Genomic DNA, 23,956 nt, shown 5'->3' with positions numbered 1-23,956 from the left:
TCATTGGTTTCTTTTATTTTTATTCATTCTGGTTTATTTTTTTGGCGTATTTTAAATTTTGTTTCGCCTTTTTGATTTTTAATAGTTTTCACTTTGTTGTCCTTAGACTCGGAAGCTGGCTGCTTATCTGCATACTCCTCGGATATTTTACCTTTTTTTGTAAAAGATTTCTTATTTCCAATATTATCTATTTTTTTATCTTGATTTTTATTTTCTGGCTTAGTCTTTTTTTCTCGTTTTTTTGCTTGATCAAATTTACGTAAGTTTTTCTGCTTTTTATTTTGTGTATTCTTTTTGTTCTGGTTTGGTTTGCTCTTACGTTTAGAAGAACCAGTATGTTTCCTCTTCGGTTCTAATCGTTCCAATACAAAATAAGCACATCCAAAGCTGCAATATTCAGTCAAATAGTCTTTTAAACTAGAAATTCTCATGTCGATCGGTACTTTTTTGTTTTTTGAGTAATAAAATCCTCTCAATCTAAGCTTATCGTATGAAATATCTCCAACAATATAGTCATATTTTTCCAGGAAATCACTGTATCTTGCTTCTATCATTTCCAGATCGATTGCTTCTCTATAATCCTCAACAATTTTGTAAGCAGCACCATTCAAGGAAAGTGTATCATGATCTAATTTTTTGACTAACTTATTTTCTTCTGAAATATCTAGATCTATTATGTCTTGGGTAATATCAGATTTATTTTGTACTTCTTTATTTTCTTCTTTTAACGTGTCGCTCATAAGACCCCTTCTTCTTGTCTTTCTATTTTATCGGATATTGTTTTTGCAGATAATTTCCTATGACCACCCTTAAGAAGTGTGGAAACAGAACTTGATAATCAGATTTCTCCCCAATTATTGGGAAAAAAGGAACAAATAAATAATGATCTATTGAAGCAATTGTGTAGTCAGCTTCTTCTCTAATCGATTTTCCGTTAAACTTGATTTCTTGGTTTTCAGTTACTTGAATACCCTTGTAACAAATTTTACCAAATATTTTACCTCTAAACCCTAATCCTTTTATGGGTAATGGTTCTAATCTGGCTCTTTGAGTTTCCATAGAGTAGATTAATTCCTTTAACTGCTTGCCAGTTACTGTATATTTTAACACGCGCATAGGATGAGGCAAGGCTCTATGGAGATCATCATTTGTCACACTGCCTTCTATAATCGGTTGAAGGAATAAACCCGAATTTAAAATTGCAGCATCTGTTTCTGCATAATTGCATAATGCGTCAAGTCCGATATTCACAAAATTTGTACACTGTTTCCAATCTGCTTCAAGTGTATCGGGAATATCTGCAATTTTTTGTTCTTGTAATAGCTCATGTCCTAGCTGTGTGTATTGGTGTACAAGTATATTTTCATCTTTAACAGGCTTTATTGCTTTTTCTATATCGATCACTTCTGCAGAAGCCTTTACAATTTTTTGATTTTCAATTTCTATGTTGATCTGTCCAATATATTCTCCAAATTTTCCTGCCCCAGCTAAAAGTGAGCTATTTACGTATTCTCCTTCAGGCAACAAATGGTGAGTATGTGCTCCTATTATAACATTTAGTTCAGGGAATTTTTCTGCTATTTTTCTATCATAGTCAATTCCTAGATGGCTGAGTAATATCCAGTTATCTACGATCCCCTGATATTGTTCTAAAATTCTTTCGATTGTCTTAAAAGGGTCTTCTACATTCCAGCCCAAAGGATCATAACTTACAGTTAATGGAATTGTACAAGCAAATATGCCTAGTTTTGATCCAGAGCTCGTTTTATATATTTTAATAGGCACAGCCCAATTTGGTAATGCATTTGTATCTTTATCGGTTAAATTGGACAATATGATTTTAAAATCGGCATCATTATAGAGTTGATTTAACTGATATTTAGTACTACCAATTCCTTCATTATTTCCAATTGTAACAGCATCATAATGAGCATCGTTCAAAAGCCTGATAATGGCTTGACCATTAGTTGCTTCTGTGAGCGGATGAACTCTATCACAGGCATCTCCAATATCGAAAATCAATACTTCTTCTTTTTGATTTTCATGAAAAGAACGCACATCTCGTAAAAACTTTGCAGTTCGTGGCCAGTTCATCAAATGTGAATGTATATCATTTGTATGGTATATCGAAATTTTTTCCAAACCATAACCCTCCGCTTGTTTGCTTTGAACCATGTATTTACTAGATATTTCTTATTATAATATATCATTTATCTTAACATTACTCTATCATAGTACAGTATGCAATTCGAGAGTGTAAAATATCTTGTGTAAATAGAAAAAAGGAAGTCCCTTCTGTAGAATAGAGTTACCACACTACATTCACAGAAAAGAGGACTTCCCTATGAACAATCTTACTACAGATATCTTACAGACTCTAGCCACAAAAGGTGATTTAAACGAATGTTTTCGTTCTCATCTAGAATTAGCCGTTAACACCCTCTTAAAAACAGAATTGACTGCCTTTTTGGATTATGAAAAATATGATCGGATCGGTTTCCATTCAGGAAACTCTCGGAATGGCACCTATGATCGTAAGGTCAAAACCGAATACGGCGAACTTCAGCTTCAGATTCCACGTGATCGGAATGGTGAATTTAAACAACAGACTTTCCCAGCCTATAAGCGAACCAATGAGACCTTGGAAGAAACGATTATCCATCTTTTTCGAAAGGGGATCACGATGTCCGAAATTGCCGATCTAATTGAGAAAATGTATGGCCATCATTATACGCCACAGACGATGTCCAATATGACGAAAGTCTTTTCTGAAGAAGTCGCTGCTTTTAAAAAGCGTTCACTAAATAAGCACTATGCCGCTATTTATCTGGACGCAACCTATATTCCTTTAAAACGTAAAACCGTCGATAAAGAAGCCATTCATATTGCCGTAGGCATCCGTCCAGACGGCGCTAAAGAAGTACTGGGTTATGCCATCGCACCGAATGAATCAACCATAACTTGGAAAGAGCTACTAGAAGACTTAGTAAGTCGAGGCGTTCAGTCCGCTCTCCTCTTTGTGACTGATGGGCTTAAAGGGATTAAAGATACCATTCATCAAGTATTTCCCAGTGCAGCGTATCAACACTGTTGTGTGCATGTTTCTCGCAATCTTGCCAGTAAAGTACGCGTAGCAGATCGAAGAGACATATGCGAAGACTTTAAAGCGGTTTACCAAGCGGACTCACGAGAAAAAGCAATCGAAGCTCGACTAGATTTCACAGAGAAGTGGCACACCCGCTACCCTAGAGTAACCAAATCTATTTTAGAGAACGATAGCTTACTGACCTTTTATGACTTTCCCGCTTCAATCCGAAGAAGCTTGTACTCCACTAATTTGATTGAGTCTTTTAACAAACAAATTAAAAAATACAGTCGGCGTAAAGAGCAATTTCAAAATGAAGAATCTATGGATCGCTTTTTAGTCTCAAATTTTGATCTGTACAATCAGAAATTTTTAACTCGAAGCCACCGCGGTTTCCAACAAGCTGAAGCAGAACTTTGGGAAATGTTTGGAGAACTAGAAGAAAGATAAGTTTTTTACAGAAGGAACTTTTTATTTACACAAACTTCTTGACGCTCTCTGCAATTCTTCTTTTAAACATAAACTTTATTATTACTTTTCCTAATTTCTTATTATGCTTTTTATAGTCTATAGAGTTTTACAAGCAGCTGCTTTTGGTATATTTATCATTTTGTCATTTGTCAAATTAAACTAGAAAATATTTATACTCCTTCATGTTCCCTTTATGAATAAATGCAAGTATAAGGAAAGTCATTTCTGTCGGTCGGCGTAAACGTTAAAACACGGCGTGTCAGTGACGGAAAGAGTGCTCTTCTCTTGTAGTCGCTGACTCGCTGTGTTAGATTACACAGCTGACGGACAAAATGTTCTTTCCGCCCATTTCTGGAGGGAGGCAAGAGAAATAGCTTGTCCCAAATTATTGTGAATTTCTTCTACGAATACTTGCATGGGTGTCTTGAACCCGAGAGACCGTCTTGGAATTCGATTCCTCTCATCAGACATGGATTGAATAAATGTTTCACTTACCTTGTTAAAATCCATTTCTTTGGGCAGTCCGTTCCTTCGAAGAATACCATTTGAATTTTCATTCAATGGCCGTTGTGAAGGAGTTCCAGGGTCACAAAAATAGATATCAATATCGTTCGCGTTAGAAATATCTTTCCAGTTTGAAAACTCTTTTCCACAATCAAAGGTGAGTGATTTAAAGAAATGTGCCGGTAAATGATTGAGCCAGTCAGTGATGACCCTTCCTACATCTTTGGCTTTGCGACTCGCCGGTTTGAATGTGAAAATCATCTTAGACAAGGGCTCTGCAAAAGTAACGACTGCACTTTTGTGCTTCAATCCAACGATCGTGTCGCCTTCAAGATGACCGAATTCTTTCTCTACATTAGGGTGGTCAATTTTTCGTTGAGCAATATTCCGAGTGAAGGCTTGTTTTCCGCGTTTCTCCTTGTGCCCATTAGGTTTGCGTTTTCCTTTCATTGGAAGAAGGTGTTTATCAAACATCCCTTCTCTTGCCCGGCGATAAAGAGTAGTAGCCCCCATAGAAAAAGCAAGAAAGGTACTATCTGCTTTATGGTGATTGGCGATCATATCAAGTGACCACTTTTGACGAAGCAGATGTTCGACATGACCTTCTTCTTCAACAGAAAGTTTTAAACGTTTACGACCACAACGCGATTGTTTTGTCTTTCTCTGTTCCCAGAATTCTTTTGAATTTTTCCCAGTCTTAAAGAAATTGATCACATCATAAACCGGCTGTTTTTTGCCCATGATCTCAATAATTCTAGAAGTCGTTACATCTGCCAAATAATATTTTTCTATGAGGATGATATCATCCATGGTAAACTGTTTGTGAGCCATACGTGTTCCTTCTTCCTTGTAGATTTGGTGGTACAAACTACTTTAAGGGAACACGTGTGGTTTTTCAAATATCTTTTTCTAGTTTAATTATAAAATTCGCGTTTTAAATAAATCTATTTTTATAATTTACATTAGCGGAGCGAACAACCTTAGAATCCTTTTAGAGAATGTTACGATAAGTGACTGAGAGAGGTCTTCAATCTTAATTTTCTCACTTTCTAATATAGTTTGATCAAAATCTTCTATCATATCTTTAATTGCTGGAACGCCATATAGGACCACAGCATTTTCAAAGTGTAGATAAAGGCTTCTATAATCAAAATTAATAGTTCCGATCACGGCAACTGCTTCATCAACTATGATCGATTTTGCATGCATAAACCCATTAGTATATTCATAAACCTCTACGCCTGCGTTAATTAAATCTTTATAATAAGAACGACTTGTCATATGAACTAGATATTTATCCCAGATCTTAGGCAATATTATTTTCACACTTATTCCACTTTGAGCTGCTAGTACAAGAGCTATTTCTAAATTTTCATCCAGAATTAAATAAGGTGTATTGATCAATATCGATTTTCTAGCTTCATAAATCATTTTAACAAAGACTTGTTCTCCCACGTTTTGTGTATCAGTAGGACTATCTGCGAACGGTTGAACATATCCAATTTCTTTTGGTTGGCTGGTAACTTTAAAATTTGGGACAAGAAGATTCATTTCACTCTCTAACAGGGCTTCGTCCATAGTCTGCCATAGTTCCAAGAAAATCAATGTTTGCCTCCAAGCTGCCGGACCTTTCATTTTAATCCCTGTATCTTTCCAATGTCCAAATCGTTCAATTTCATTGATATATTCATCTGCAATGTTGATCCCCCCTGTGAAAGCTACTTTTCCATCGATCGATAGCACTTTTCTGTGATCTCGATTGTTTTGTGAGGAAGTCAGCACTGGATGAAAAGGATTGTAAATACGACAGTCAATCCCATTTTCAACCAACTGTTTCTTTGTATCCTTAGGAATGGTTACAAAACTACCTATATCATCGTACATTACTCTAACATCCAACCCTAAAGCGGCTTTTTCTATTAGAATTTCCTGAATTTCTGTCCACATCTTTCCTTCGGAGACAATAAAAAATTCAAAAAATATATAGTGCTCTGCTTTGACTAGTTCTTCAAGCATTGCCTGATAGTATTCTTCTCCGATTGGATAATAGTTAACTTCCGTCTGGTTATATACCGGAAACCCCATTGTTTCTTGAAGATAGTACATCTGAGCTCCATATTCTGGATAGCACTTATTGGCTTCTAAAAATACAGATTGTTCATTGTATAAATATGACTGGTGAAAATCATATACATCTTCTAATTTTTTTTGTAATTTTTTTGTTTTAGTTTGTCGATTAAACATTAGATAAAACAAGGCCCCATAAACCGGGAAAATCAACACTTGTAATATCCAAGTAATTTTATAAGCTTCCTTTCCTTTCTTCCAAACTACATGCAATGCAATTGCAATGGAAAGAAAAGTAAATAAAGTCTTCAAAAAAATGGAATAAGTAATTGACTGATTGATCAAAACTGCAAAAATCCCAAATTGTATCAATATAAGTATTGCTAGTAAGACTCGACGCCTAAAAATCTGAAGCATCCATTTATGTATCATATCTATCATTCCTTTGTATCAGATTCTCCTATAAGTATGCCTGTTTTACTATCTATTGTCACGAATGATTTTAAGCAAATCATTCGTACTCGCTAAAACTCTGTGATAAATTATTAACATAAAGAATATTAGAAAATGAAAGGAGAATAATGAATATGAATAAATCAACTCATAATTTTCTGTTTAGTGGACTTCTTGGTATATCCATCGTTTTATTATTAGTGGGGCTATTCTTCTCTATAGTACCTCAATACCCTGAACGAAGTAGTTCAATGATTGCTGGTACCATTGTTTATATTGGCTTAGCATTGCTTGCATTTTCAGCAAAAAAACATTCTACTCTATCTTCAAAATTTCTAATTTTATCTGGTTTAGGTTTAGCAGGAATTCACATTTATACAGAAATTCAGTTACTAACCTCTATTGGATTGTTCGCAATTACTAATATGTTAGGATACACGGCTCTTATTTCTATAGGGTTAGCAATAGGTGTTAAAGTACTCAATAAAATCTCTAAAACCTCCCTTGGTTCTCTATCCTTAAATGGCTTTCTAACTGCCGGAGTAGCTTTTACTTATTGGCATGTAGCTTCTATCAACATCGTTAGAGAATCATTTTTGTTTTTTATTCCCTTTTCAATACTTTTCTTTTTAACGGTTGGTCAGTTTATCTATAAAGTCCTCAAAGAACGTAATCGCACTTACCTTAGCGTAAATTCTTAATTTATTATTTATTAAACTAAAGAGCCGGATTATCTTTTAGATTGTCAAAAGATGATCCGGCTCTTTAGTTTTAAAATTCAATAATTTTAGTCCCATGAAACTGATTAGCTGCAATGATTTTGGCCACTTGCGGTAGATTTTTATACGTAACACCACCGCCAGGCAAAATCTCGATTCTTCCTGTAGCATGTTCAATCAGTTTATTTATTTTTTCACCATTATCTTGAAGAGATCCATTTATGCCTCCGTGAGTTAATATACGGGTAATATTTTGTGATATTAGCCATTCAAGTTCCTCTAATTGGTATTCTATAGGAATTTGATCAAATGCCATATGAAAAGTCACTTCACATCCCTTACAAAGAGGGAGTAACGCCTTAATCTGTTCACGATTAATACGGTTTTCATATGTTAAACATCCAAATACAACCCCATCTATTTTAACCTCTTTAGCCATCTTAATATCCTGCTTCATTATTTCTATTTCAGCCAACGTGTAGTTAAAGTTGCCTCCCCTAGGACGAATCATTGTCATCACAGGGATAGAATGCTTGCTACAATATTCTAAAGTATGCTTCATTACACCAAAGGAAGGCGTTGTTCCTCCTACAGCAAGATTATCACATAACTCTATCCTATCTGCACCGGCTTGAATCGCTTTTGGAATATCTATGAAGTTTTCAGCACAAAATTCTTTTAACATTCTAAATTCCCCTATTTATCTAATTTGTTGAATTTTATCCTGTCATCTTTTTCTAATCAGCAAATAGTGTATTTACATGATCAACTAAATGAGCCAGTTTTTCCCATTGTTCTTCTTCAGTTAAAATGTTTCCTTCTTCAGTAGAAGCAAAGCCACATTGCGGGCTGATGCAAATCTGACTCTTCGGTACATACTTTGCGGCTTCGTTTATACGGGCTTTAAGCACTTCAACATCCTCTAACTCTGGAAATTTCGAAGTCATTAATCCTAAAACAATTTTACCTTTCCCCGTAAAATAATTTAGAGGACCAAAGTCTCCAGAACGATCATCATCATATTCTAAAAAGTACCCATCATATGAAATTTCTTCAAATAATTCTTTTGCGACTGGATAATACGGTCCCGCTGCTGCATAGGAAGAACGATAATTCCCTCTACAAACATGAGTTGTTAACGTTAAGTCTTCTGGTTTATTATAGATTATATCTTGGATATTTTCTTTAGCCATTTTTTTTAACAGTTCCCATTCTTCTTCTGGAATGAGTTCATCCTTAATTCCGTCCGCAGCTAGAAAACCCCAAAACACATCATCAATTTGAAGATAGCGACAACCTAAATCATAAAAATCTTGTATTGCTTCGTTATAGACTTTTCTTAAATCCTTACAGAATAACTCTATGGTTGGATAGTGTTCATTCCTTCTAATTCCTTCATGTAAGAACTGGTTTGGACTAGGAATCGAAAATTTCGATACAGCATCTTCTCCCACAAAATTTTGCAGGAATTTAAAATGATCTAAGAACTCATGATTTTTATTCCAACTAATTTTATCTATAGTACGAACATCCAATGGCTCACTCTCTATATCTCCTGCAAATTTATATCCATGCTCTTTTCGATACTTTTCCATCCCATTGATTCCCCACATAAAATCAAGGTGCCACCATCCCCGTCGGAATTCTCCATCAGTAATCGCTTTTAATCCAATTTCTTTTTGTTTTTCTATAATTCTTTTAATTTCTTGATCTTCAATATTTTTCAACTGAGACTTTGAAATCTCTCCCTTTTCAAAAGCACTTCTTGATGATTTCAATATTTCAGGTCTTAAAAGACTTCCTACGTGGTCTACTCTATATGGGGCCGTCTGTATAACTTTTGTCATTTGAAACATCCTCTCAATTAACTTATGCTTGTGCTATAATAGAAAATCCTTGGATAAGAATAAATCTTTCATCCAAGGATTTAACAGATGCACCATTAATACAATATTATTATTTCACTGATTCATTCATTAAGCTCATATGCTTTATTGATTTTTTATAGAAAGCTGTTCTTCATACCGAATCACTATACTAGTAACTCTTTAATTCAGTTTTGAGTAAAATTTTCTACCCGAACATCATTTCCAATGTTCTTTTATTACTTTTAAAAAAAAAGCTTTCAAAATCTTAAACTCTATGGATTCTCTCTTAAAGTAATGCCTCATTATAAGCTATCTCTAATGTACTTAATCATAAGTTCTTTGTCAATATATTCTAATGGCTTTTAAATTATATCCATATTAAGTATATTGACATTTACTTTATAGTTCCATAAAGTAATAAGTGCACAATCAACCGGAGGTAAGTATGGCTAAAAAATATTATGCAATCAAAAAAGGTAAAAATCCAGGTATTTATACTTCCTGGGCAGAAGCTCAACAACAAGTTTCTGGTTTTTCAGGAGCAGAATTTAAATCATTCTCATCAAAAAATGAAGCAGAAAACTACCTATCTCCTTCCAAACAGGCTATAGAGGTTTCTGATGAAGACACTGTAACTGCTTATGTAGATGGCTCATTTGATAAGTTGAATAATCGTTACAGCTATGGAGTGGTAATGTTGAAAAATAATACTGTACTTGCCACATTAAACAATGCAGATAATGATCCTAAATATGTAGAAAGCTTTCAAATTGCAGGAGAATGTTTTGGGAGCCTTAATGCAGTTAAATGGGCTAAAAATAATGGATATAAAAAAGTTGTCATTCATTATGATTACTTGGGTATTGAAATGTGGGCTACCGAAAAGTGGCGTACGAACAAGGCTGTATCAAAAGATTATGTTGCTTATTTCAAACAATTATCTCAAAATATTGAGGTAGAATTTAAGAAAGTGAAAGCTCATTCTGGAGTAGAATTCAATGAATTGGCTGATCAGCTTGCAAAGGATGCTTTAAAAGTTCGATAAAAATAAAATTTCCACTGTTTTAATACTTATCTATTAGATACTGTTGATCATTGGAAGTCAGTTATTTAATTATTGGTTAAGTAAAATCTGCCTTAGGTAGGTATTCAGTACATCCACCAGACCAAGTCACTGTATGGATAGTATGGAATTAACGATGAGATCAAACGTAATAAGTCTGAGTAAAAAATTCTTAGTATCCAAACGCACAACCTTTAGACAACCTTCATTACTTCTGCTCTCTTCGCTATATTCAAACAGCTCAATTACTCATTGAGCCAAATAAAGATAAGTTTATTTAGAAAAATTATAAATAGCAAGGCGATTCTCACTCTAAAAAGCGCTATGACCCTATTTATCAACAAAAAATACAAGAATACTTGGATTTTTACTAACTCAAGTATTCTTTTCATTTATCACTCTATTATCCTTCCGATTACTTCAATTACATTTATCCAGAATATCAAAAACTGATTGAATAATGATATCTGGTCTATCCATATGTATAGAGTGACTTGAGCTTTGTGCAAACACAATATTGCTATTGCTTGTAAGTTTTCCTTGTCTTATAATGAGTTCTTGCCATTTTTCTTCAAAGATTCTCAATTCTTCTTCTGGTAAGCCACTTTGAGCTTCCAACTTAATACAAAACTCATTATCTCGCCCTATGACAATAAGCGGTACATTGAGAGTTTTCCCTAAAGACTTAATTATTTTAGCATCTTGTTTCCAATTACTGATTTCAGAGTACATTGCTTTGTATAAAGAAGGGCTTACTTGAAAATCTAATAATCGTTTTTTAATTTCTTTAGGAACTAAATTCAGCTTTTTAGGAAGAATAGGATTTAGATTTTTTCTTAATTGTTCTGATCTCATTGAAGCATATGTTTTACATTTCTCTAACCAAATCCTATCCTCTTCATCCAATACAGGTAAATTTAACGTATCTAATTCCTCTAAATCTACAGAAGTTGAATCCACTAATACTATTCCCGCAACTTTTTTAGGATAAACTTTAATAAAATGTTGTACACACAATCCGCCATATGAATGCCCAACCAATATAATTGGCTCGGTTATTTCAAGAACTGATAATAAATCATTCAATTCTTTAACAACTGCCTCCGTATTACGGACTTCATTTCCAATTTCACTTTTACCGAGTCCAGGTCGATGAAACATAACTATTCTATTCGTTTCACCTAAAGTCTGTGTAATGTTGTACCACTCATCAAAGGAGCAGCCCATCCCTGTCAAAAAAACAATTGCTTTTCCTTTGTTACCTTTCCTAAATATCTCTAGCTTATTTTGATTTATCTGTAAAATTGAAATAATGCGTATTCCTCCTAAGCATCTTTCGTTCACTCTTCTGCCCATTAATTTAAGTACGTTTGTTCATATAACCTCTACTCCTATTTTACCATAAACTAACAAGTATCCTCTTAGTTTAAGTAGTCAGCATTCTAAATAACCTTCAAAGTCATATAGGCAATCATACCTATCCATTCCCTTATTAGAATTCTGATTTTGTATATTAAATTAATTATTAGGATCCAGTTATATTCATATAAAAAGAATCTAGGAGAAATGTCTCTATTGAGCAATAATTTGAAGTGTATAACATCAAAAAAACCGTCATATCAAAGATTGAGTTTCCTAGATTTGACGGGATTTTACATTCTATCTAGCTTGGTCGCAGTCTCGATATGCGATTTCTTATGCTCCTATACCGAAATAAAAACACCTCCTCTAAAATGAGGAAGTGCTCTAGTTATTATTTTAATTACTTACCGAATACTTTGAAACGATCTTCGTCATTCATATATTCTTTATCGCCCGCTGGAGCTTCTGGTGAACCAAATACCAATTGCCCTCTAAGTTTCCAGTTTGAAGGAGTTCCCCATTCTTGTGCAACTCTCTCATCGATTACTGGATTATAATGTTGTAAGTTAGCACCAATGTTTAGTTGCGCCAGTGCAGTCCAAACATTTACTTGAGCAATTCCACTAGCTTGGTCAGACCAGATAGGGAAGTTGTCAGCATATAACGCAAACTGTTTTTGAAGATTTTTCACTACATCTTGATCTTCAAAGAAAAGGATTGTTCCTTTACCATTAGCAAAACTTTGTAATTTAGCTTGAGTGTTTGGAAAAGCTTGTTCTGGAGTTAATGGTTTAAGTAACTCTTCAGTAAAATTCCATAATTTTTTGTGTTCGTCGTTGAACAAAATAACTGCTCTTGATGTTTGAGAGTTAAATGAAGTTGGTGATTCTCTCACTACTTCTTTTATTAAACTAACTAATTCTTCTTCTGATACTGCAACGTCACTTCCTAATGAATAAATAGAACGACGTGCTTTTAGTTCATCAACAAATTGCATATTTAAAAACTTCCCTTCTATATTAACCTTACTTTTCGTAACTAATTCCATTATAACTATTCTAAAAATAATTTCAATAATAAACTTCAGATTCGTAATAATTATTATCGTATGATTCCCCTCAACTTAGCTTGCTGATAGTTAGTTCAATTAAAAATGAGGAGAAGGAAATTGTTATAAATCTAGTTTGTTAAGCAAGTCTTTTAAGGAAGACAAGTCGTTTGCAGAAAAAGTCATCCCTTTTCCCATTTTAGAATGATCAGGGCTCCAATCTCTTATGTCAAACTTCGGTTCATTATTATTCCATCTTACAATATTCAGCTCTTTTTTCCAGCCACTTTTACTTTCGCTTATCACGCCGATTTCTTCCATAATTTCATATTCAATTCCAGCCATTTATTATTCCTCCCTTTCAATAAAGTGTCGCCCTACCTCTTCTGGTTTATGAGCATCTGAACCAGTCTCTAATTTCAGATCCAAATCAAGAGCTTCCGATATAATCTCTTCATTTGGATAAGTTTTCCCGTAGAAACTTTTATCCAAACCTGCAAAATTATAATCAAGCGTATAACTATTATTTTTTGTCATTTTTAACAACTTAGTCCAATTGATCGTATCTTGATGTTCATATGCTTTCTGAAATTTATGAATTAAATTGATATGTCCGATTTTTTTTGGTGTCATGGTTCCAAAAGGTACTGATAAAGCTTTTTCCATTGTTTTTTCATAAATCGAATATAGTGTTTGATATCCTAATTCTTCTCCTTTTTGTATAAAACTATCTTTACTATAGTCAATGCAAAAATATGTTTCATCCGGTAATTTTAAAAAGTGTACACTCAGGATAGAGTTTTTAATCGTCTCAGGATATTTTTCTAGAAATAAGCGTGTCTCCTGTTCAAAACCTTCAATATAATCTACTTCAAATCCTGCATTTATTTCGATTTTGCGACTATATTTCGCTTGCAATCCTTTTACTTCTTTTAAGTACTCATAGACATCTTTTTCGTCCATTGCACTATCTTTAGTGGGTACAGTATCTACGATTGGCAATGGCGCGTGCTCAGTAAATGTCATTTTTTTTATACCTAATTCTATCGCTCTTCTTACATAGTTCTCCATTTTATCATTTGATCCATGAGGGCAATAATTTGTATGAACATGTGTATCTATTTTCATCTTATACCTACTTTCAATTTCCTATATTTTATATATTATCTTATTATTTCAGTTCTGACTAATTTAATTATTAGCTACTTATTCTCTTTATTGCAGTATACATGACAAATTTCATTGAATCTATTCATATAAACCGAGCTTTATGTTACTATTTTTGTTATTAGTAAAACTTACTAATAACAAGTTTTGCTAACAATAATTATTAAACTACTATGAAAAGAGGAAGCTATATTATGCATTCAACAAGCCTGAACAAATCCATACTCCATCAAAAACGTCAAGAATTGGACTTCCTCCATCATTTCTATGGATTAGGCTATGACTTGATCGATCTCTCTGCAATTGAACAATTTGATTGGACAAAGTTATCTGAAGATGATCTTGGTCTAATGAACGAACGCCATAAATGGCAGCATGAAGGCTCTTTATTCGCACTTAGAAGTGACTGGACGAACGCGATTGTTCGATACAGACAAAAGTATCAGTTAGACTCTGAAAAAATTGCTTATTCCGGTCCAGTATATACTTTAACCAATGAAAAACATCAATATGGTCTTGAAACCTTTACTAACGATATTTCTAAACAAACTGCTGTAATGAAGCAAATGGTAGATTACATCAAAAATAAATTAAACATATCTTTATCTGTTGCAGTTATTAGTCATAACACATTACTAAAAAATTTACTCTCTAAAGAGGAATTAGCCGATGAATTAACATGCAAGTTTATAAAAGAACGCAATCGTGATGCTTTAAAAGTACAGCTTGGCAGTGAACATCCTATTTTGGAATTGATGTCTCACCCCGCTGCAGAGCAAGCCAGTTATGTAAAAGAACATATGCCTCATCTGAAACGTCATATCGAAGAAATGAATCTTTGGGAAAGTGTTTTGATTGAAGCAAACGTCTCTTACGTTTATGGAGATATGTTGGCTTTACCTTCTCAAACATATTATAAAGGTATTTCTATTCAATTATACTCAGAAGATAAAGTAGAACCGATTGCTTCTGGCGGACAGTACTCTAGTCCTACTAATGCCTTTGGAATTGGGCTGAACATTTAAAATTTTAAGATAACTGATGGAGGAATATCACTTATGATCACGATGGCTTTATCTAAAGGAAGACAGCTTAAAGACTTTATAAAATACCTTGATGAAAAAAACTTAACAACTTGGAGTACTGCATTAAAATCAGTATCACGTGAACTCGTTATAGAAACAGATTCTATTCGATTCATATTAGTGAAGGGTGAAGATGTCCCTGTTTATGTAGAAGAAGGCGTAGCGGATTTAGGCATTACAGGTAGCGATGTTCTCTTCGAACAAAATCGTCAAATTAATAATCTAATGGATTTACCTTTTGGTTATTGCCATTTTGCAATAGCGGCCAAGAAGCCTAAAGAGGTATATCCCGTAGTAGCAACTAAATATATCAATTTTACTCAAAACTATTTTGATTCAATCAAACAGCCTGTCAAGATTATTCAATTAAAAGGTTCTGTGGAACTAGCAGCAACAATTGATATGGCAGATGCTATTATGGATATTGTACAGACTGGAACAACTTTAAAAGAAAACGGATTGAGTGAACAAGTTCAATTAGATGAAATTAATGCTCGTTTGATCTCTAACAAACACGCTTATTTTGCAAAAAATGATGAGATTCAAACAGTTATCAATCAATTAAGGATGGGCTGATATGTATACAACTAATACCTTCAAAGAAATTTATGCAACTAAAAATGATATTGACTGGACTTTGTTAGATAGCGTTCAGTCTATTATCAAAGAAGTCCAGCAAAATGGAGACCAAGCTTTATTCGATTATTCTAAAAAGTTTGATTCGATTGAATTAGCTGAATTAGAAATTCCATCTTCTTCTTTAAAACACGCTTATCAATCAATCAATAATGACCTGAGAACCTCTCTGGTAACTGCTAAAACAAACATCGAAAAATATCAGAAATCTATTAAATGGAAACAAAGTGAAGCTTCTGAATTATATCAGAAAATCCATCCTTTGAATCGAGTTGGTATCTACGTACCTGGTGGAACTGCTCCACTGGTTTCAACTGTCTTGATGACTACTGTGCTCGCTAACGTAGCAGGCGTAAATGAAACTATTGTTGTAACCCCTCCACAAACTGATGGGGTCCAGCAGGCAATACTAGCTGCTTGTCATATTGTGAATGTTGATCATGTATATCAAATAGGTGGAGCTCAAGCCATTGCTGCCTTAGCTTACGGAACTGAGACAATACCTAAAGTTGATAAAATCGTTGGACCTGGAAATCAGTATGTTGCTTTAGCTAAAAAACTAGTCTATGGAGATGTCGGAATCGATTCTATCGCTGGTCCTAGTGAAATCGTTGTTGTCGTAGATGATGCTTCTAGAGCAGATTGGGTTGCTTACGATCTCCTGGCACAAGCAGAACATGATGTGCAAGCCAGAACATTTTTAATTAGCGAAAACAAAGATAAATTACATGAGATCATGGCTGAAGTAGATAAAAAAGTTGGATCACAGCCTAGATCTGCTATTATTTCAAAAAGTCTGAAAAGCCATCACTACTCTGTTCATACTGCTTCAAAAAAAGAAACCGTCGAAGTAGTTAATTTGATTGCCGGAGAACACATTTCTATTCAGACAAAAGATGCAGAGTCTTATGTTGATCTGATTACTACTGGCGGAGCATTGTTTATCGGTCCATACTCTCCAGAAGCAATCGGAGACTATGTTGCAGGACCAAGTCATGTTCTTCCCACTGGTGGAAATGCTCGTTTTTCAAATGGCTTATCTGTAAATGATTTTTTAAGAACAAATTCAGTAATTAATCTGAAACCTTCAACTTTCACTGAAATGGCCCCTTCCGGAATTCGTTTGGCAAAAGAAGAAGCGTTACAGGCGCATCACGACTCACTTTATTTCCGACTGGAGGATACTAAATAATGATTAGAATTGATAAAAATGAAAGTCCTTATAGAGCACTAACAGAAAAGGAAATTGCAAAAATCGCAATTGACACACAATTTAATCAATATGCAGAAAACGAATATCAAGACTTACAAGAAAGTTATGCGATTTTCAACCAGCTTGACCCAACCCTTGTTTCTTTTGCTAACGGCTCAGATGAATGGATCCAAAAATCTATTATTGTCTTAGGTAATGGTCCCATCCTTACATTCGATCCAGATTTCGTGATGTACGATGTCTATGCAAAACAATTTGGCAAAGACATCATCAAATTGTCATCGAACGAAGATTTTACGTTTGATTATGAAGAAGCCTATAAACAAATCAAAGCATTGCGCCCTTCTGTTTTTATATTCTCACAGCCTAATAATCCTTTTGGTATCTTACATCCTTCAGAGTTCATCTTCAAAGCAGCAGAACTGATGAAAGAAGTTAATGGATACTTTATCCTAGATGAAGCTTATGGTGAATTTGTTGATGAACTAACTGATTATCCTAAAGGCGATCATGTTATTCGCCTTCGCACTCTTTCTAAAGTATATGGACTAGCTGGACTTCGTATAGGAGTGGCGACCTCCACTCGCAAAACCATGGATTTACTGGACTCGATTGCTCATCCTTATCCACTAAATACTTTTTCATTAAATGTAGCTGTTCACTTACTGAACCAACCTGAAAGATTAAATAAATTTATTGAACTCAATCGTTCTCTTTCTAGACAATTGCATAGTATTTTTAAAGAAGAGGTCGGCGATATCATTCCTATGCTGGAAAGTCATACAAATTTCTTGTTTACCTATGGCGACGATGCTATTGATTTAGGAAATTATATTATTGAGAACGGATTTTTACCGAGAATGTATCCGGAAGAAGATTCTGCTGCCCTAAAAAAAGCTGTTCGATACTCTATCGCAAAAGAAGATGAGTTAGAAGAAATCAGAAAAATTATTCAAAGATGGAGAGATGAAAAATGGTCATCAAGAAAGAACGCATAACAAAGGAGACTTCGATTCGCCTATCTGTGGAGCGAGGACTTACAGCTTCAACAATCGATACTGGTGTTGGTTTTTTAAATCATATGTTGGATTTACTGGCTTTTCATGGTCACTTTATTTTTGACATTCAAGTTAATGGTGATACAGATGTTGATGATCACCACACAACTGAAGATGTAGGAATATTACTTGGTCAAGCCATTGCTGAACTCAATGTAGATAAGACAAAAATCCAGCGCTACGGAACTGCTTACGTTCCTATGGATGAAACACTTGCACGTTCAGTTATCGATATCAGCGGACGTCCTTTCTTGCATTTTGAAGCTAGATTTACTGCTCAAAAAGTTGGTACATTTGATGTAGAACTGGTAAAAGAGTTTTTCTACGCTATTGCAATCAATGCACGTATCACTGCTCACTTAGACTTAATCCGTGGTGGAAATACACATCATGAGATTGAAGCTTTGTTTAAAGCTTTTGCTCAAAGTCTTAGAATTGCTTTAAGCGATTCAGATATTGATAGAATTCCCTCTTCGAAAGGAGTCATTCAAGAATGATTGCAATTGTAGATTATGGATTAGGTAATATCGCTAATTTAACAAACGCTCTTGAATTTTTAGGATATGAAGTCATGGTTACAAATGATCAGAAGGAACTAGAAAAAGCCGATAAAATTATTTTACCCGGTGTGGGTCACTATAAAGATGCCATGAATAGAATTGAAGAACTAAAACTATTTCCTGTGCTAGAAGATCTTAAAGAAACAAAACCCTTTATTGGAATATGTTTAGGTATGCAACTGTTATTCGAACACAGTGAAGAAGGCAACGTTGATGGATTAGGTTATCTTCCTGGAACAGTCAAAAAAATCACTGGTAACGTAGCTGTACCCCATTTAGGATGGAACAAGCTACATTCTAGTTTTCCTTCTCTTGATGATGATGTGTACTTCATCCACTCTTTCAAAGTACACACTGATCAAAATGTTATAGCCACTGCCGAATACGAAGAAGATGTGGTTGCAATTGTTCAGAAAGGATCAATCGTAGGTATTCAGTTCCATCCAGAAAAAAGTGGAGAAAAAGGACTACAGATATTAGACCAGGCTCTTAAAGGCGGTTTTAAAGTATGATCGAATTATGGCCAGCAATCGATTTGATTGACCAGCAAAGTGTACGATTAACTGAAGGTAAGTACGAATCAAAAGAGGTAATGAGTAGAACAGCTGAAGAAGCTATTGCCTACTATAATCAGTTTAATCAAGTGACTCGAATCCACATTGTTGATTTGATGGGTGCTCTTCACCAAAAACCGGCAGAAAAAGAATTTATCACTAATCTTCTTCAACATAGTAAGGTTCCAATTGAAATCGGTGGAGGAATTCGCTCACGAGAAACCATCGACTATTATCTATCTAACGGTGCTTCATATGTAATTGTAGGAACTCGTGGTCTCCAAGACTTACCCTGGTTGAAAAAGATGACTGAACTTTATCCAAATAAGATTTACTTGGGTCTGGATGCTGTCAAAGAACACATAGCAGTCAATGGCTGGACGGAAACTGAAGAACGCACCATTTATGATATTGCTAAAGAAACAGCTTCATTTGATTTAGGTGGTATTATCTATACTGATATTTCAAAAGATGGAAAGATGTCAGGTCCGAATGTAGAATTAACTGGAAAGCTAGTTGCACTCTCTCCTCATCCCATTACAGCTTCGGGTGGCATCAGAAGCTTAAAAGATATGCATGAACTTGAAAAAGTCGGTGTTACAGCTGCAATCGTGGGTAAAGCTGCAAATAAGCCTGAATTCTGGGAGGGTATCAATTGATCAAAAAGAGAATTATTCCTTGTTTAGATGTTAAAGATGGTGTGGTTGTTAAAGGTATTCAATTTAAAGGTCTAAGAGAAATCGGAAAACCTGTTGATTTAGCAAAACGCTACAATGCTTTAGGTGCAGACGAATTGGTTTTTTTGGATATTTCAGCAACCGAAACTGGTCATGCTTTAATGATAGATGTAATCAGACAAACTGCCAAAGAACTATTTATTCCTATGACTATCGGTGGAGGAATCCAATCTGTTGAAGATATTTCTAAACTGCTTAAAGCAGGTGCCGATAAAGTAAGTTTGAATTCAGCTGCGCTAAGAAACCCAGAACTGATTAAAGAAGCAAGCGAAAAGTTCGGTTCCCAATGTATCTGTATTGCTTTAGATGCTAAATGGGATGCAAAACAGCAAGATTGGTTCTGTTATACTCACGGGGGGAAAAAGGCTACGACTATCAGAGCCTTGGACTGGGTCAAAAAAGCAGAAGCACTTGGAGCTGGTGAACTATTGGTTACCAGCATGGATTATGACGGCATGCAACAAGGCTTTGATCATAAATTGCTCAAGTTAATCCAAGAAACAGTGACTATTCCAGTCATTGCTTCAGGTGGCGCTGGTAACGCAGAACATTTTGTTAACCTTTTCCTTGAAACAGATGTATCAGCTGGATTGGCTGCTTCCATTTTCCACGATGAAGACGTATCAATCCAAGAAGTAAAAGATCTTTCCATACAAAAAGGAGTGCCAATGCGAATTGTCTAACTATGCAGACTTAAACCCTGATTTTTCAAAAGGATTATTAACAGTTATCTTACAACATTATACAAACAAAGAAGTACGTATGGTGGGATACATGAACGAAGAAGCATTCGAATTAACTAAGCAAGAAGAAGTCGCCTGGTTCTACTCTAGATCTAAAGAACGGCTTTGGAAAAAAGGCGAATCCAGCGGTAATGTTCAGTACGTTAAAGATATGTACTTGGATTGCGATCAAGATGCGCTTCTTATCCTAGTAGATCCAGCTGGTCCTACTTGTCACACGGGAACAAATAGTTGTTTTAATTTAGAATCTTCATTTACTTTAAAAGATATTGAAGCTACCATACGCGAGCGTGCAGAGTCTTCTGACGATAAATCATATACTAACTATCTTTTATCCAAAGGAACAGACAAAATTGCTAAAAAATTTGGAGAAGAAGCATTTGAAGTAGTTATAGGCGCTAAAAACAAAAATAAAGAAGAAGTTGCAAATGAAGCAGCAGATGTTTTGTACCATTTAGGGGTTCTCTTGCATGATTCCGGAGTATCTGTATCCGATGTCGAATCAGTCCTGTCTGCCCGTCATAACAAACAAAATAACTTTAAAGGCGAGCGCAAAGATATTCAAGAATGGTAAAGTATTTTAAATAATATTTCTAACACGTCAATTGGGATAACCTTATTGACGTGTTTTTTACTATCATTTTTCTCTTTTCGCTTTAGATTATAAAGTTTAAATGAGGTTTATCGCTTTCAACTGGACATCCTTTTTTATTATTTTACAGATTTTTAGATACCTTAATTTATTCCTTCCAGCGAGGTACAAAATCTAACAATCATCCGTAGTCTAATAATTAACTAAGTAATAATTAGGAGGGATTTTCCCTTAGAATATAATTTTTTACTCTTCCTAAAAAGATTTTCTTTTTTTGCAACAATCTAAAATAATCTTAAATTTATTCTCTTTATCATTGAAATCAAACAATTTAAACAGTACGATTGACACTATAATGTATAATTAAATAAATTGATGAAACACATAATAAAACCTATCTTTTAAAGATAGGTTTTATTATGTGTTTGACTTAGGAAATAAATGAGGGTTATATATGGAAAATCGCTATGAACGAATTCAATCTGCAGAACGAGGTGCAAGAATCAGCATCGTTGTGTACGTTCTATTGGCACTTATGAAATTAATTGTTGGATATGGATTTAATTCTACTTCATTAAGTGCAGATGGATTAAATAATTTAACAGATGTTATCTCTTCTGTAACCATATTGATTGGGTTGCGAGCTGCAAGAAAACCTGCAGATTCCAATCATCCATACGGACACTGGAAGGCTGAACCGATAGCAAGTCTGATTACTTCGTTCGCTATGCTGTTTGTCGGGTTTCAAGTTTTACAGTCCACTATTAATCGATTAATATCTGGAGATGTTGTCCCTCCTAACCGTTTAGCAGCTATTGCAGCGATAATTGGGGCTATCGTCATGCTATGTGTTTATCGCTACAATTTAAATTTATCAAAACGAGTTCAATCTAATGGACTTGCAGCTGTTGCAAAAGACAATCTTGCTGATGCTTTGACCAGTTTAGCAACTGCCATAGCGATATTTGCTTCTGCTCTTGGATGGGGTTGGATTGATGGTGTGATGGCCATAATCGTTTCACTAATCATACTAAAAACCGGAGTAGAAGTATTCAGAGAAAGCACTTTTTCATTATCAGATGGATTTCATGAAACTGAGCTGGAGGAATATCATGCCGCAGTAATTGAACTACCACAAGTCAGAGAAATCGCTTCGCTGAAAGCTAGAATGTATGGAACAAATATTTATGCTGATATTACTATATTAGTAGATTCCGAGATGACTGTGCAAGAAGGGCATGATATAACTGAAAAGATTGAAGAATTACTTTATGAGAATTTTGATGTCATGCATACCGATGTTCATGTAGAACCTTATCACCTTAAAAAAAACATATTTAAAAAGCTGAACAACTAGAAATACTGTACTTCTAGTTACTCAGCTTTTTATTGATTCATTTATACTTTACAGTTTATTTCACTACTTTAAAATTATGATTAACAGTTGCTTTTACTGTTCCAAATTCTTTAAAGTAATTTCCAATCAATTCGTTCATTGGAATCGTTACTTCACGTATGATTTTAGAAGCATCAAACATCGTGTAATCTCCTCCACCAACCGCTCGGTATTGGTTAATAACCACTTCTAAGATATCATCTGCTTGAACAGGCTTACCTTTATAATTAAATTCAATTACTCGCTCACCAAATGGTTTAGAGACATTTATTGTATACTCTACTCCTTCATACATATCATAATTATACATTTGTGGTTTTGGTTCAATGAAATCTGGATTGACATCAATTTCTCCCTGATCATTTAACACAAAATATTCTGCAGATTGTTCAATGGCTGCTTTCAGTTCTGCACCCGTTACTTTAAGAACAGCTAACGTATTCGGAAAAATATAATTAGTTACTACATCCCGCATTGTAACCTGAGGATTGAACCCGCTGCTTTCATTATTGAATAAAGCCGTTCCGGAAATATCACAGTCTGTGTAATACATCTGTACTTTTTGAATGAATTCAATATAAGGATGTTCAATGATTCTCGCTTGTTCAACATTCTTAATCGTCATATCTCCAGTTACTTTACCAATCGGTTGATCTAACCAGTCTTCAACTTCCTGATTCAATTCTTCGTATTTATCAGCAAGATTAATTTCCACAGGAGTTTTCTCAGATATCTGAATTAATGCCGGCTGTGCAGCTTTTATTATCCAGTTTTTGTTTTCCTGTTCAAGGTCCAAAGTAACTTTGCCTAAGTAAGATCCTTTATGACCAGGCATAACTGTGGGTATTCCGTTTTTCATCTGAGCGAGCTCTCTATGCTGATGGCCAGTAAGCAGAACATCTATCCCCTCTACTTCAGTTAGTAGTTTGTATCCTTCATTTTCTCCTGTCTGGATCTCTGTTTCTTCTCCAGTATCAATATCTTTCTCAAATCCGCCATGATAACTTACGATTACCACATCTGCTAATTCTTTGAGTTTTGGAACGTACACTTTTGCAGTTTCTAAAGCAGATTGGAAAAATAATCCAGCATAATTTTCCGGATGTTCCCAATGAGGAATATATTGTGTTGTTAATCCTAGAATGGCTATTTTGACTCCTTCTTTTTCAAGAAGAATATAAGGCTCACCGAATGCTGGTTTACCTTGTTCATTCAAAACGTTTGCAGAAAGAACAGGATATCTTGCTGAATTTACTGCAGAATTCAAATAATCTAATCCATAGTTAAATTCATGATTCCCAATAACACCTGCATCATAAGGTAAGTCATTTAATGCGTCAATCAAAGAGTTTGCTTGGCCTTTTTCTTTCAACACAAAAAAGCTTAAAGGAGATCCTTGGATGAAGTCGCCATTTTCGATTAAAATTGTCGGTCCCTTTATAGATTCCATTTCTTTTTTCAATGCATAAGCTAATTTAAATAGCCCGAATCCTAAGTTTAGACCTCGTTCTTGATAGTTCGTCGGAAAAAGGTATCCGTGAACATCGCTTGTTTCAAAAATAGTTAATTTCATTA

Annotated in this window: 24 protein-coding genes; 13 read left to right on the top strand and 11 right to left on the bottom strand. The window is 34.7% G+C overall.

Features of this window, described 5'->3' with window-relative positions; genetic code table 11:
- Positions 1-23: 23 nt before the first annotated feature.
- A complete protein-coding gene (locus BKP56_RS06680) occupies positions 24-740 on the bottom strand; it encodes a YutD family protein (protein ID WP_072694367.1) in 717 nt (238 codons plus the stop codon).
- A 22-nt stretch (positions 741-762) separates the two neighbouring features.
- Positions 763-2,142 (bottom strand): bifunctional metallophosphatase/5'-nucleotidase, encoded by a 1,380-nt coding sequence (locus tag BKP56_RS06675; protein WP_072694366.1) that lies wholly within the window; start codon positions 2,140-2,142, stop codon positions 763-765.
- A gap of 202 nt (positions 2,143-2,344) precedes the next feature.
- On the opposite strand from BKP56_RS06675, the gene BKP56_RS06670 reads away from it, so the two are divergent.
- The gene (locus tag BKP56_RS06670; RefSeq protein WP_072693692.1) at positions 2,345-3,535 is read left to right on the top strand and encodes an IS256 family transposase; all 1,191 of its coding nucleotides are present in this window, start codon (positions 2,345-2,347) and stop codon (positions 3,533-3,535) included.
- Between the two features lie 333 nt (positions 3,536-3,868).
- Here BKP56_RS06670 and BKP56_RS06665 read toward each other — a convergent pair whose 3' ends face one another.
- Together BKP56_RS06665 and cls are read right to left on the bottom strand one after the other, a co-directional pair.
- Positions 3,869-4,891: an IS30 family transposase gene (locus BKP56_RS06665; RefSeq protein ID WP_072693812.1), complete on the bottom strand. Its 1,023-nt coding sequence runs from the start codon at positions 4,889-4,891 to the stop codon at positions 3,869-3,871.
- A gap of 126 nt (positions 4,892-5,017) precedes the next feature.
- Entirely contained in the window at positions 5,018-6,559 is a 1,542-nt protein-coding gene (cls, locus tag BKP56_RS06660) for a cardiolipin synthase (RefSeq protein WP_072696043.1), read from the bottom strand.
- Between the two features lie 155 nt (positions 6,560-6,714).
- Between cls and BKP56_RS06655 the strand changes: the two genes are divergently transcribed.
- A complete protein-coding gene (locus BKP56_RS06655) occupies positions 6,715-7,281 on the top strand; it encodes a hypothetical protein (RefSeq protein ID WP_072694365.1) in 567 nt (188 codons plus the stop codon).
- A 70-nt stretch (positions 7,282-7,351) separates the two neighbouring features.
- Here the strand turns inward: BKP56_RS06655 and BKP56_RS06650 are convergent, their stop codons facing one another.
- Complete coding sequence (locus tag BKP56_RS06650; protein WP_072694364.1) at positions 7,352-7,984, bottom strand: copper homeostasis protein CutC; 633 nt, start codon at positions 7,982-7,984, stop codon at positions 7,352-7,354.
- Between the two features lie 52 nt (positions 7,985-8,036).
- Positions 8,037-9,146 (bottom strand): 5-methyltetrahydropteroyltriglutamate--homocysteine S-methyltransferase, encoded by a 1,110-nt coding sequence (locus tag BKP56_RS06645; protein ID WP_072694363.1) that lies wholly within the window; start codon positions 9,144-9,146, stop codon positions 8,037-8,039.
- Positions 9,147-9,612: 466 nt separating this feature from the next.
- Here BKP56_RS06645 and BKP56_RS06640 point away from each other — a divergent pair, with 466 nt between their 5' ends.
- Positions 9,613-10,212: a ribonuclease H1 domain-containing protein gene (locus BKP56_RS06640; protein ID WP_072694362.1), complete on the top strand. Its 600-nt coding sequence runs from the start codon at positions 9,613-9,615 to the stop codon at positions 10,210-10,212.
- Positions 10,213-10,650: 438 nt separating this feature from the next.
- Here BKP56_RS06640 and BKP56_RS06635 read toward each other — a convergent pair whose 3' ends face one another.
- From BKP56_RS06635 to hisJ, 4 genes are all read right to left on the bottom strand, one after another.
- The gene (locus BKP56_RS06635; protein WP_072694361.1) at positions 10,651-11,586 is read right to left on the bottom strand and encodes an alpha/beta fold hydrolase; all 936 of its coding nucleotides are present in this window, start codon (positions 11,584-11,586) and stop codon (positions 10,651-10,653) included.
- 406 nt (positions 11,587-11,992) lie between these two features.
- Positions 11,993-12,589 carry a nitroreductase family protein gene (locus tag BKP56_RS06630; protein ID WP_072694360.1) on the bottom strand — a complete coding sequence of 199 codons (597 nt, stop codon included), beginning with the start codon at positions 12,587-12,589 and terminating at the stop codon, positions 11,993-11,995.
- Between the two features lie 174 nt (positions 12,590-12,763).
- On the bottom strand, positions 12,764-12,985 hold the full coding sequence (locus BKP56_RS06625) for a YdbC family protein (RefSeq protein WP_072694359.1): 222 nt from the start codon (positions 12,983-12,985) through the stop codon (positions 12,764-12,766).
- A 3-nt stretch (positions 12,986-12,988) separates the two neighbouring features.
- Complete coding sequence (gene hisJ, locus BKP56_RS06620) at positions 12,989-13,768, bottom strand: histidinol-phosphatase HisJ (protein WP_072694358.1); 780 nt, start codon at positions 13,766-13,768, stop codon at positions 12,989-12,991.
- Positions 13,769-14,001: 233 nt separating this feature from the next.
- Between hisJ and BKP56_RS06615 the strand changes: the two genes are divergently transcribed.
- The 10 genes from BKP56_RS06615 to BKP56_RS06570 all read left to right on the top strand — a co-directional run bounded on the left by BKP56_RS06615 (position 14,002) and on the right by BKP56_RS06570 (position 22,342).
- Entirely contained in the window at positions 14,002-14,832 is an 831-nt protein-coding gene (locus BKP56_RS06615) for an ATP phosphoribosyltransferase regulatory subunit (protein WP_072694357.1), read from the top strand.
- 33 nt (positions 14,833-14,865) lie between these two features.
- Positions 14,866-15,468 carry an ATP phosphoribosyltransferase gene (hisG, locus tag BKP56_RS06610; RefSeq protein WP_072694356.1) on the top strand — a complete coding sequence of 201 codons (603 nt, stop codon included), beginning with the start codon at positions 14,866-14,868 and terminating at the stop codon, positions 15,466-15,468.
- Between the two features lies 1 nt (position 15,469).
- Positions 15,470-16,720, top strand: coding sequence for a histidinol dehydrogenase (gene hisD / locus BKP56_RS06605; protein WP_072694355.1), 1,251 nt, complete (start codon positions 15,470-15,472; stop codon positions 16,718-16,720).
- Positions 16,720-17,739, top strand: a complete 1,020-nt coding sequence (locus BKP56_RS06600; RefSeq protein WP_072694354.1) for an aminotransferase class I/II-fold pyridoxal phosphate-dependent enzyme — start codon at positions 16,720-16,722, stop codon at positions 17,737-17,739. Before hisD ends, BKP56_RS06600 begins: the two co-directional genes overlap by 1 nt.
- Entirely contained in the window at positions 17,715-18,296 is a 582-nt protein-coding gene (gene hisB, locus BKP56_RS06595) for an imidazoleglycerol-phosphate dehydratase HisB (RefSeq protein ID WP_072694353.1), read from the top strand. The genes BKP56_RS06600 and hisB overlap by 25 nt, the downstream gene beginning before the upstream one ends.
- Positions 18,293-18,871, top strand: a complete 579-nt coding sequence (hisH, locus tag BKP56_RS06590) for an imidazole glycerol phosphate synthase subunit HisH (RefSeq protein ID WP_072694352.1) — start codon at positions 18,293-18,295, stop codon at positions 18,869-18,871. Before hisB ends, hisH begins: the two co-directional genes overlap by 4 nt.
- A complete protein-coding gene (hisA, locus tag BKP56_RS06585) occupies positions 18,868-19,572 on the top strand; it encodes a 1-(5-phosphoribosyl)-5-((5-phosphoribosylamino)methylideneamino)imidazole-4-carboxamide isomerase (RefSeq protein ID WP_072694351.1) in 705 nt (234 codons plus the stop codon). Before hisH ends, hisA begins: the two co-directional genes overlap by 4 nt.
- Positions 19,569-20,333: an imidazole glycerol phosphate synthase subunit HisF gene (hisF, locus tag BKP56_RS06580; protein WP_072694350.1), complete on the top strand. Its 765-nt coding sequence runs from the start codon at positions 19,569-19,571 to the stop codon at positions 20,331-20,333. Before hisA ends, hisF begins: the two co-directional genes overlap by 4 nt.
- Entirely contained in the window at positions 20,326-20,967 is a 642-nt protein-coding gene (hisIE, locus tag BKP56_RS06575) for a bifunctional phosphoribosyl-AMP cyclohydrolase/phosphoribosyl-ATP diphosphatase HisIE (protein ID WP_072694349.1), read from the top strand. Before hisF ends, hisIE begins: the two co-directional genes overlap by 8 nt.
- A 472-nt stretch (positions 20,968-21,439) precedes the next feature.
- Positions 21,440-22,342 carry a cation diffusion facilitator family transporter gene (locus tag BKP56_RS06570; RefSeq protein WP_072694348.1) on the top strand — a complete coding sequence of 301 codons (903 nt, stop codon included), beginning with the start codon at positions 21,440-21,442 and terminating at the stop codon, positions 22,340-22,342.
- A gap of 55 nt (positions 22,343-22,397) precedes the next feature.
- Here the strand turns inward: BKP56_RS06570 and BKP56_RS06565 are convergent, their stop codons facing one another.
- Complete coding sequence (locus BKP56_RS06565) at positions 22,398-23,954, bottom strand: bifunctional metallophosphatase/5'-nucleotidase (protein WP_072694347.1); 1,557 nt, start codon at positions 23,952-23,954, stop codon at positions 22,398-22,400.
- Positions 23,955-23,956 lie beyond the last annotated feature (2 nt).

This window comes from Marinilactibacillus sp. 15R, from assembly GCF_001895285.1.
Classification (GTDB): Bacteria; Bacillota; Bacilli; order Lactobacillales; family Carnobacteriaceae_A; genus Marinilactibacillus; species Marinilactibacillus piezotolerans.
Note: the sequence above shows the minus strand (reverse complement) of the source record. Positions and strands in the feature narration are given on the sequence as shown.

Excerpts from the sequence above, each read along its gene's own strand:
- hisA (WP_072694351.1), top strand. The coding sequence starts at position 18,868 with ATGATCGAATTATGGCCAGCAATCGATTTGATTGACCAGCAAAGTGTA.
- BKP56_RS06635 (WP_072694361.1), bottom strand. The coding sequence starts at position 11,586 with ATGGGCAGAAGAGTGAACGAAAGATGCTTAGGAGGAATACGCATTATT.
- hisD (WP_072694355.1), top strand. The coding sequence starts at position 15,470 with ATGTATACAACTAATACCTTCAAAGAAATTTATGCAACTAAAAATGAT.
- BKP56_RS06680 (WP_072694367.1), bottom strand. The coding sequence starts at position 740 with ATGAGCGACACGTTAAAAGAAGAAAATAAAGAAGTACAAAATAAATCT.
- hisB (WP_072694353.1), top strand. The coding sequence starts at position 17,715 with ATGGTCATCAAGAAAGAACGCATAACAAAGGAGACTTCGATTCGCCTA.
- BKP56_RS06600 (WP_072694354.1), top strand. The coding sequence starts at position 16,720 with ATGATTAGAATTGATAAAAATGAAAGTCCTTATAGAGCACTAACAGAA.
- BKP56_RS06670 (WP_072693692.1), top strand. The coding sequence starts at position 2,345 with ATGAACAATCTTACTACAGATATCTTACAGACTCTAGCCACAAAAGGT.
- cls (WP_072696043.1), bottom strand. The coding sequence starts at position 6,559 with ATGATACATAAATGGATGCTTCAGATTTTTAGGCGTCGAGTCTTACTA.
- BKP56_RS06655 (WP_072694365.1), top strand. The coding sequence starts at position 6,715 with ATGAATAAATCAACTCATAATTTTCTGTTTAGTGGACTTCTTGGTATA.
- BKP56_RS06630 (WP_072694360.1), bottom strand. The coding sequence starts at position 12,589 with ATGCAATTTGTTGATGAACTAAAAGCACGTCGTTCTATTTATTCATTA.
- BKP56_RS06625 (WP_072694359.1), bottom strand. The coding sequence starts at position 12,985 with ATGGCTGGAATTGAATATGAAATTATGGAAGAAATCGGCGTGATAAGC.
- BKP56_RS06615 (WP_072694357.1), top strand. The coding sequence starts at position 14,002 with ATGCATTCAACAAGCCTGAACAAATCCATACTCCATCAAAAACGTCAA.
- BKP56_RS06570 (WP_072694348.1), top strand. The coding sequence starts at position 21,440 with ATGGAAAATCGCTATGAACGAATTCAATCTGCAGAACGAGGTGCAAGA.
- BKP56_RS06665 (WP_072693812.1), bottom strand. The coding sequence starts at position 4,891 with ATGGCTCACAAACAGTTTACCATGGATGATATCATCCTCATAGAAAAA.
- BKP56_RS06565 (WP_072694347.1), bottom strand. The coding sequence starts at position 23,954 with ATGAAATTAACTATTTTTGAAACAAGCGATGTTCACGGATACCTTTTT.
- BKP56_RS06650 (WP_072694364.1), bottom strand. The coding sequence starts at position 7,984 with ATGTTAAAAGAATTTTGTGCTGAAAACTTCATAGATATTCCAAAAGCG.
- BKP56_RS06645 (WP_072694363.1), bottom strand. The coding sequence starts at position 9,146 with ATGACAAAAGTTATACAGACGGCCCCATATAGAGTAGACCACGTAGGA.
- hisG (WP_072694356.1), top strand. The coding sequence starts at position 14,866 with ATGATCACGATGGCTTTATCTAAAGGAAGACAGCTTAAAGACTTTATA.
- hisH (WP_072694352.1), top strand. The coding sequence starts at position 18,293 with ATGATTGCAATTGTAGATTATGGATTAGGTAATATCGCTAATTTAACA.
- hisJ (WP_072694358.1), bottom strand. The coding sequence starts at position 13,768 with ATGAAAATAGATACACATGTTCATACAAATTATTGCCCTCATGGATCA.
- BKP56_RS06640 (WP_072694362.1), top strand. The coding sequence starts at position 9,613 with ATGGCTAAAAAATATTATGCAATCAAAAAAGGTAAAAATCCAGGTATT.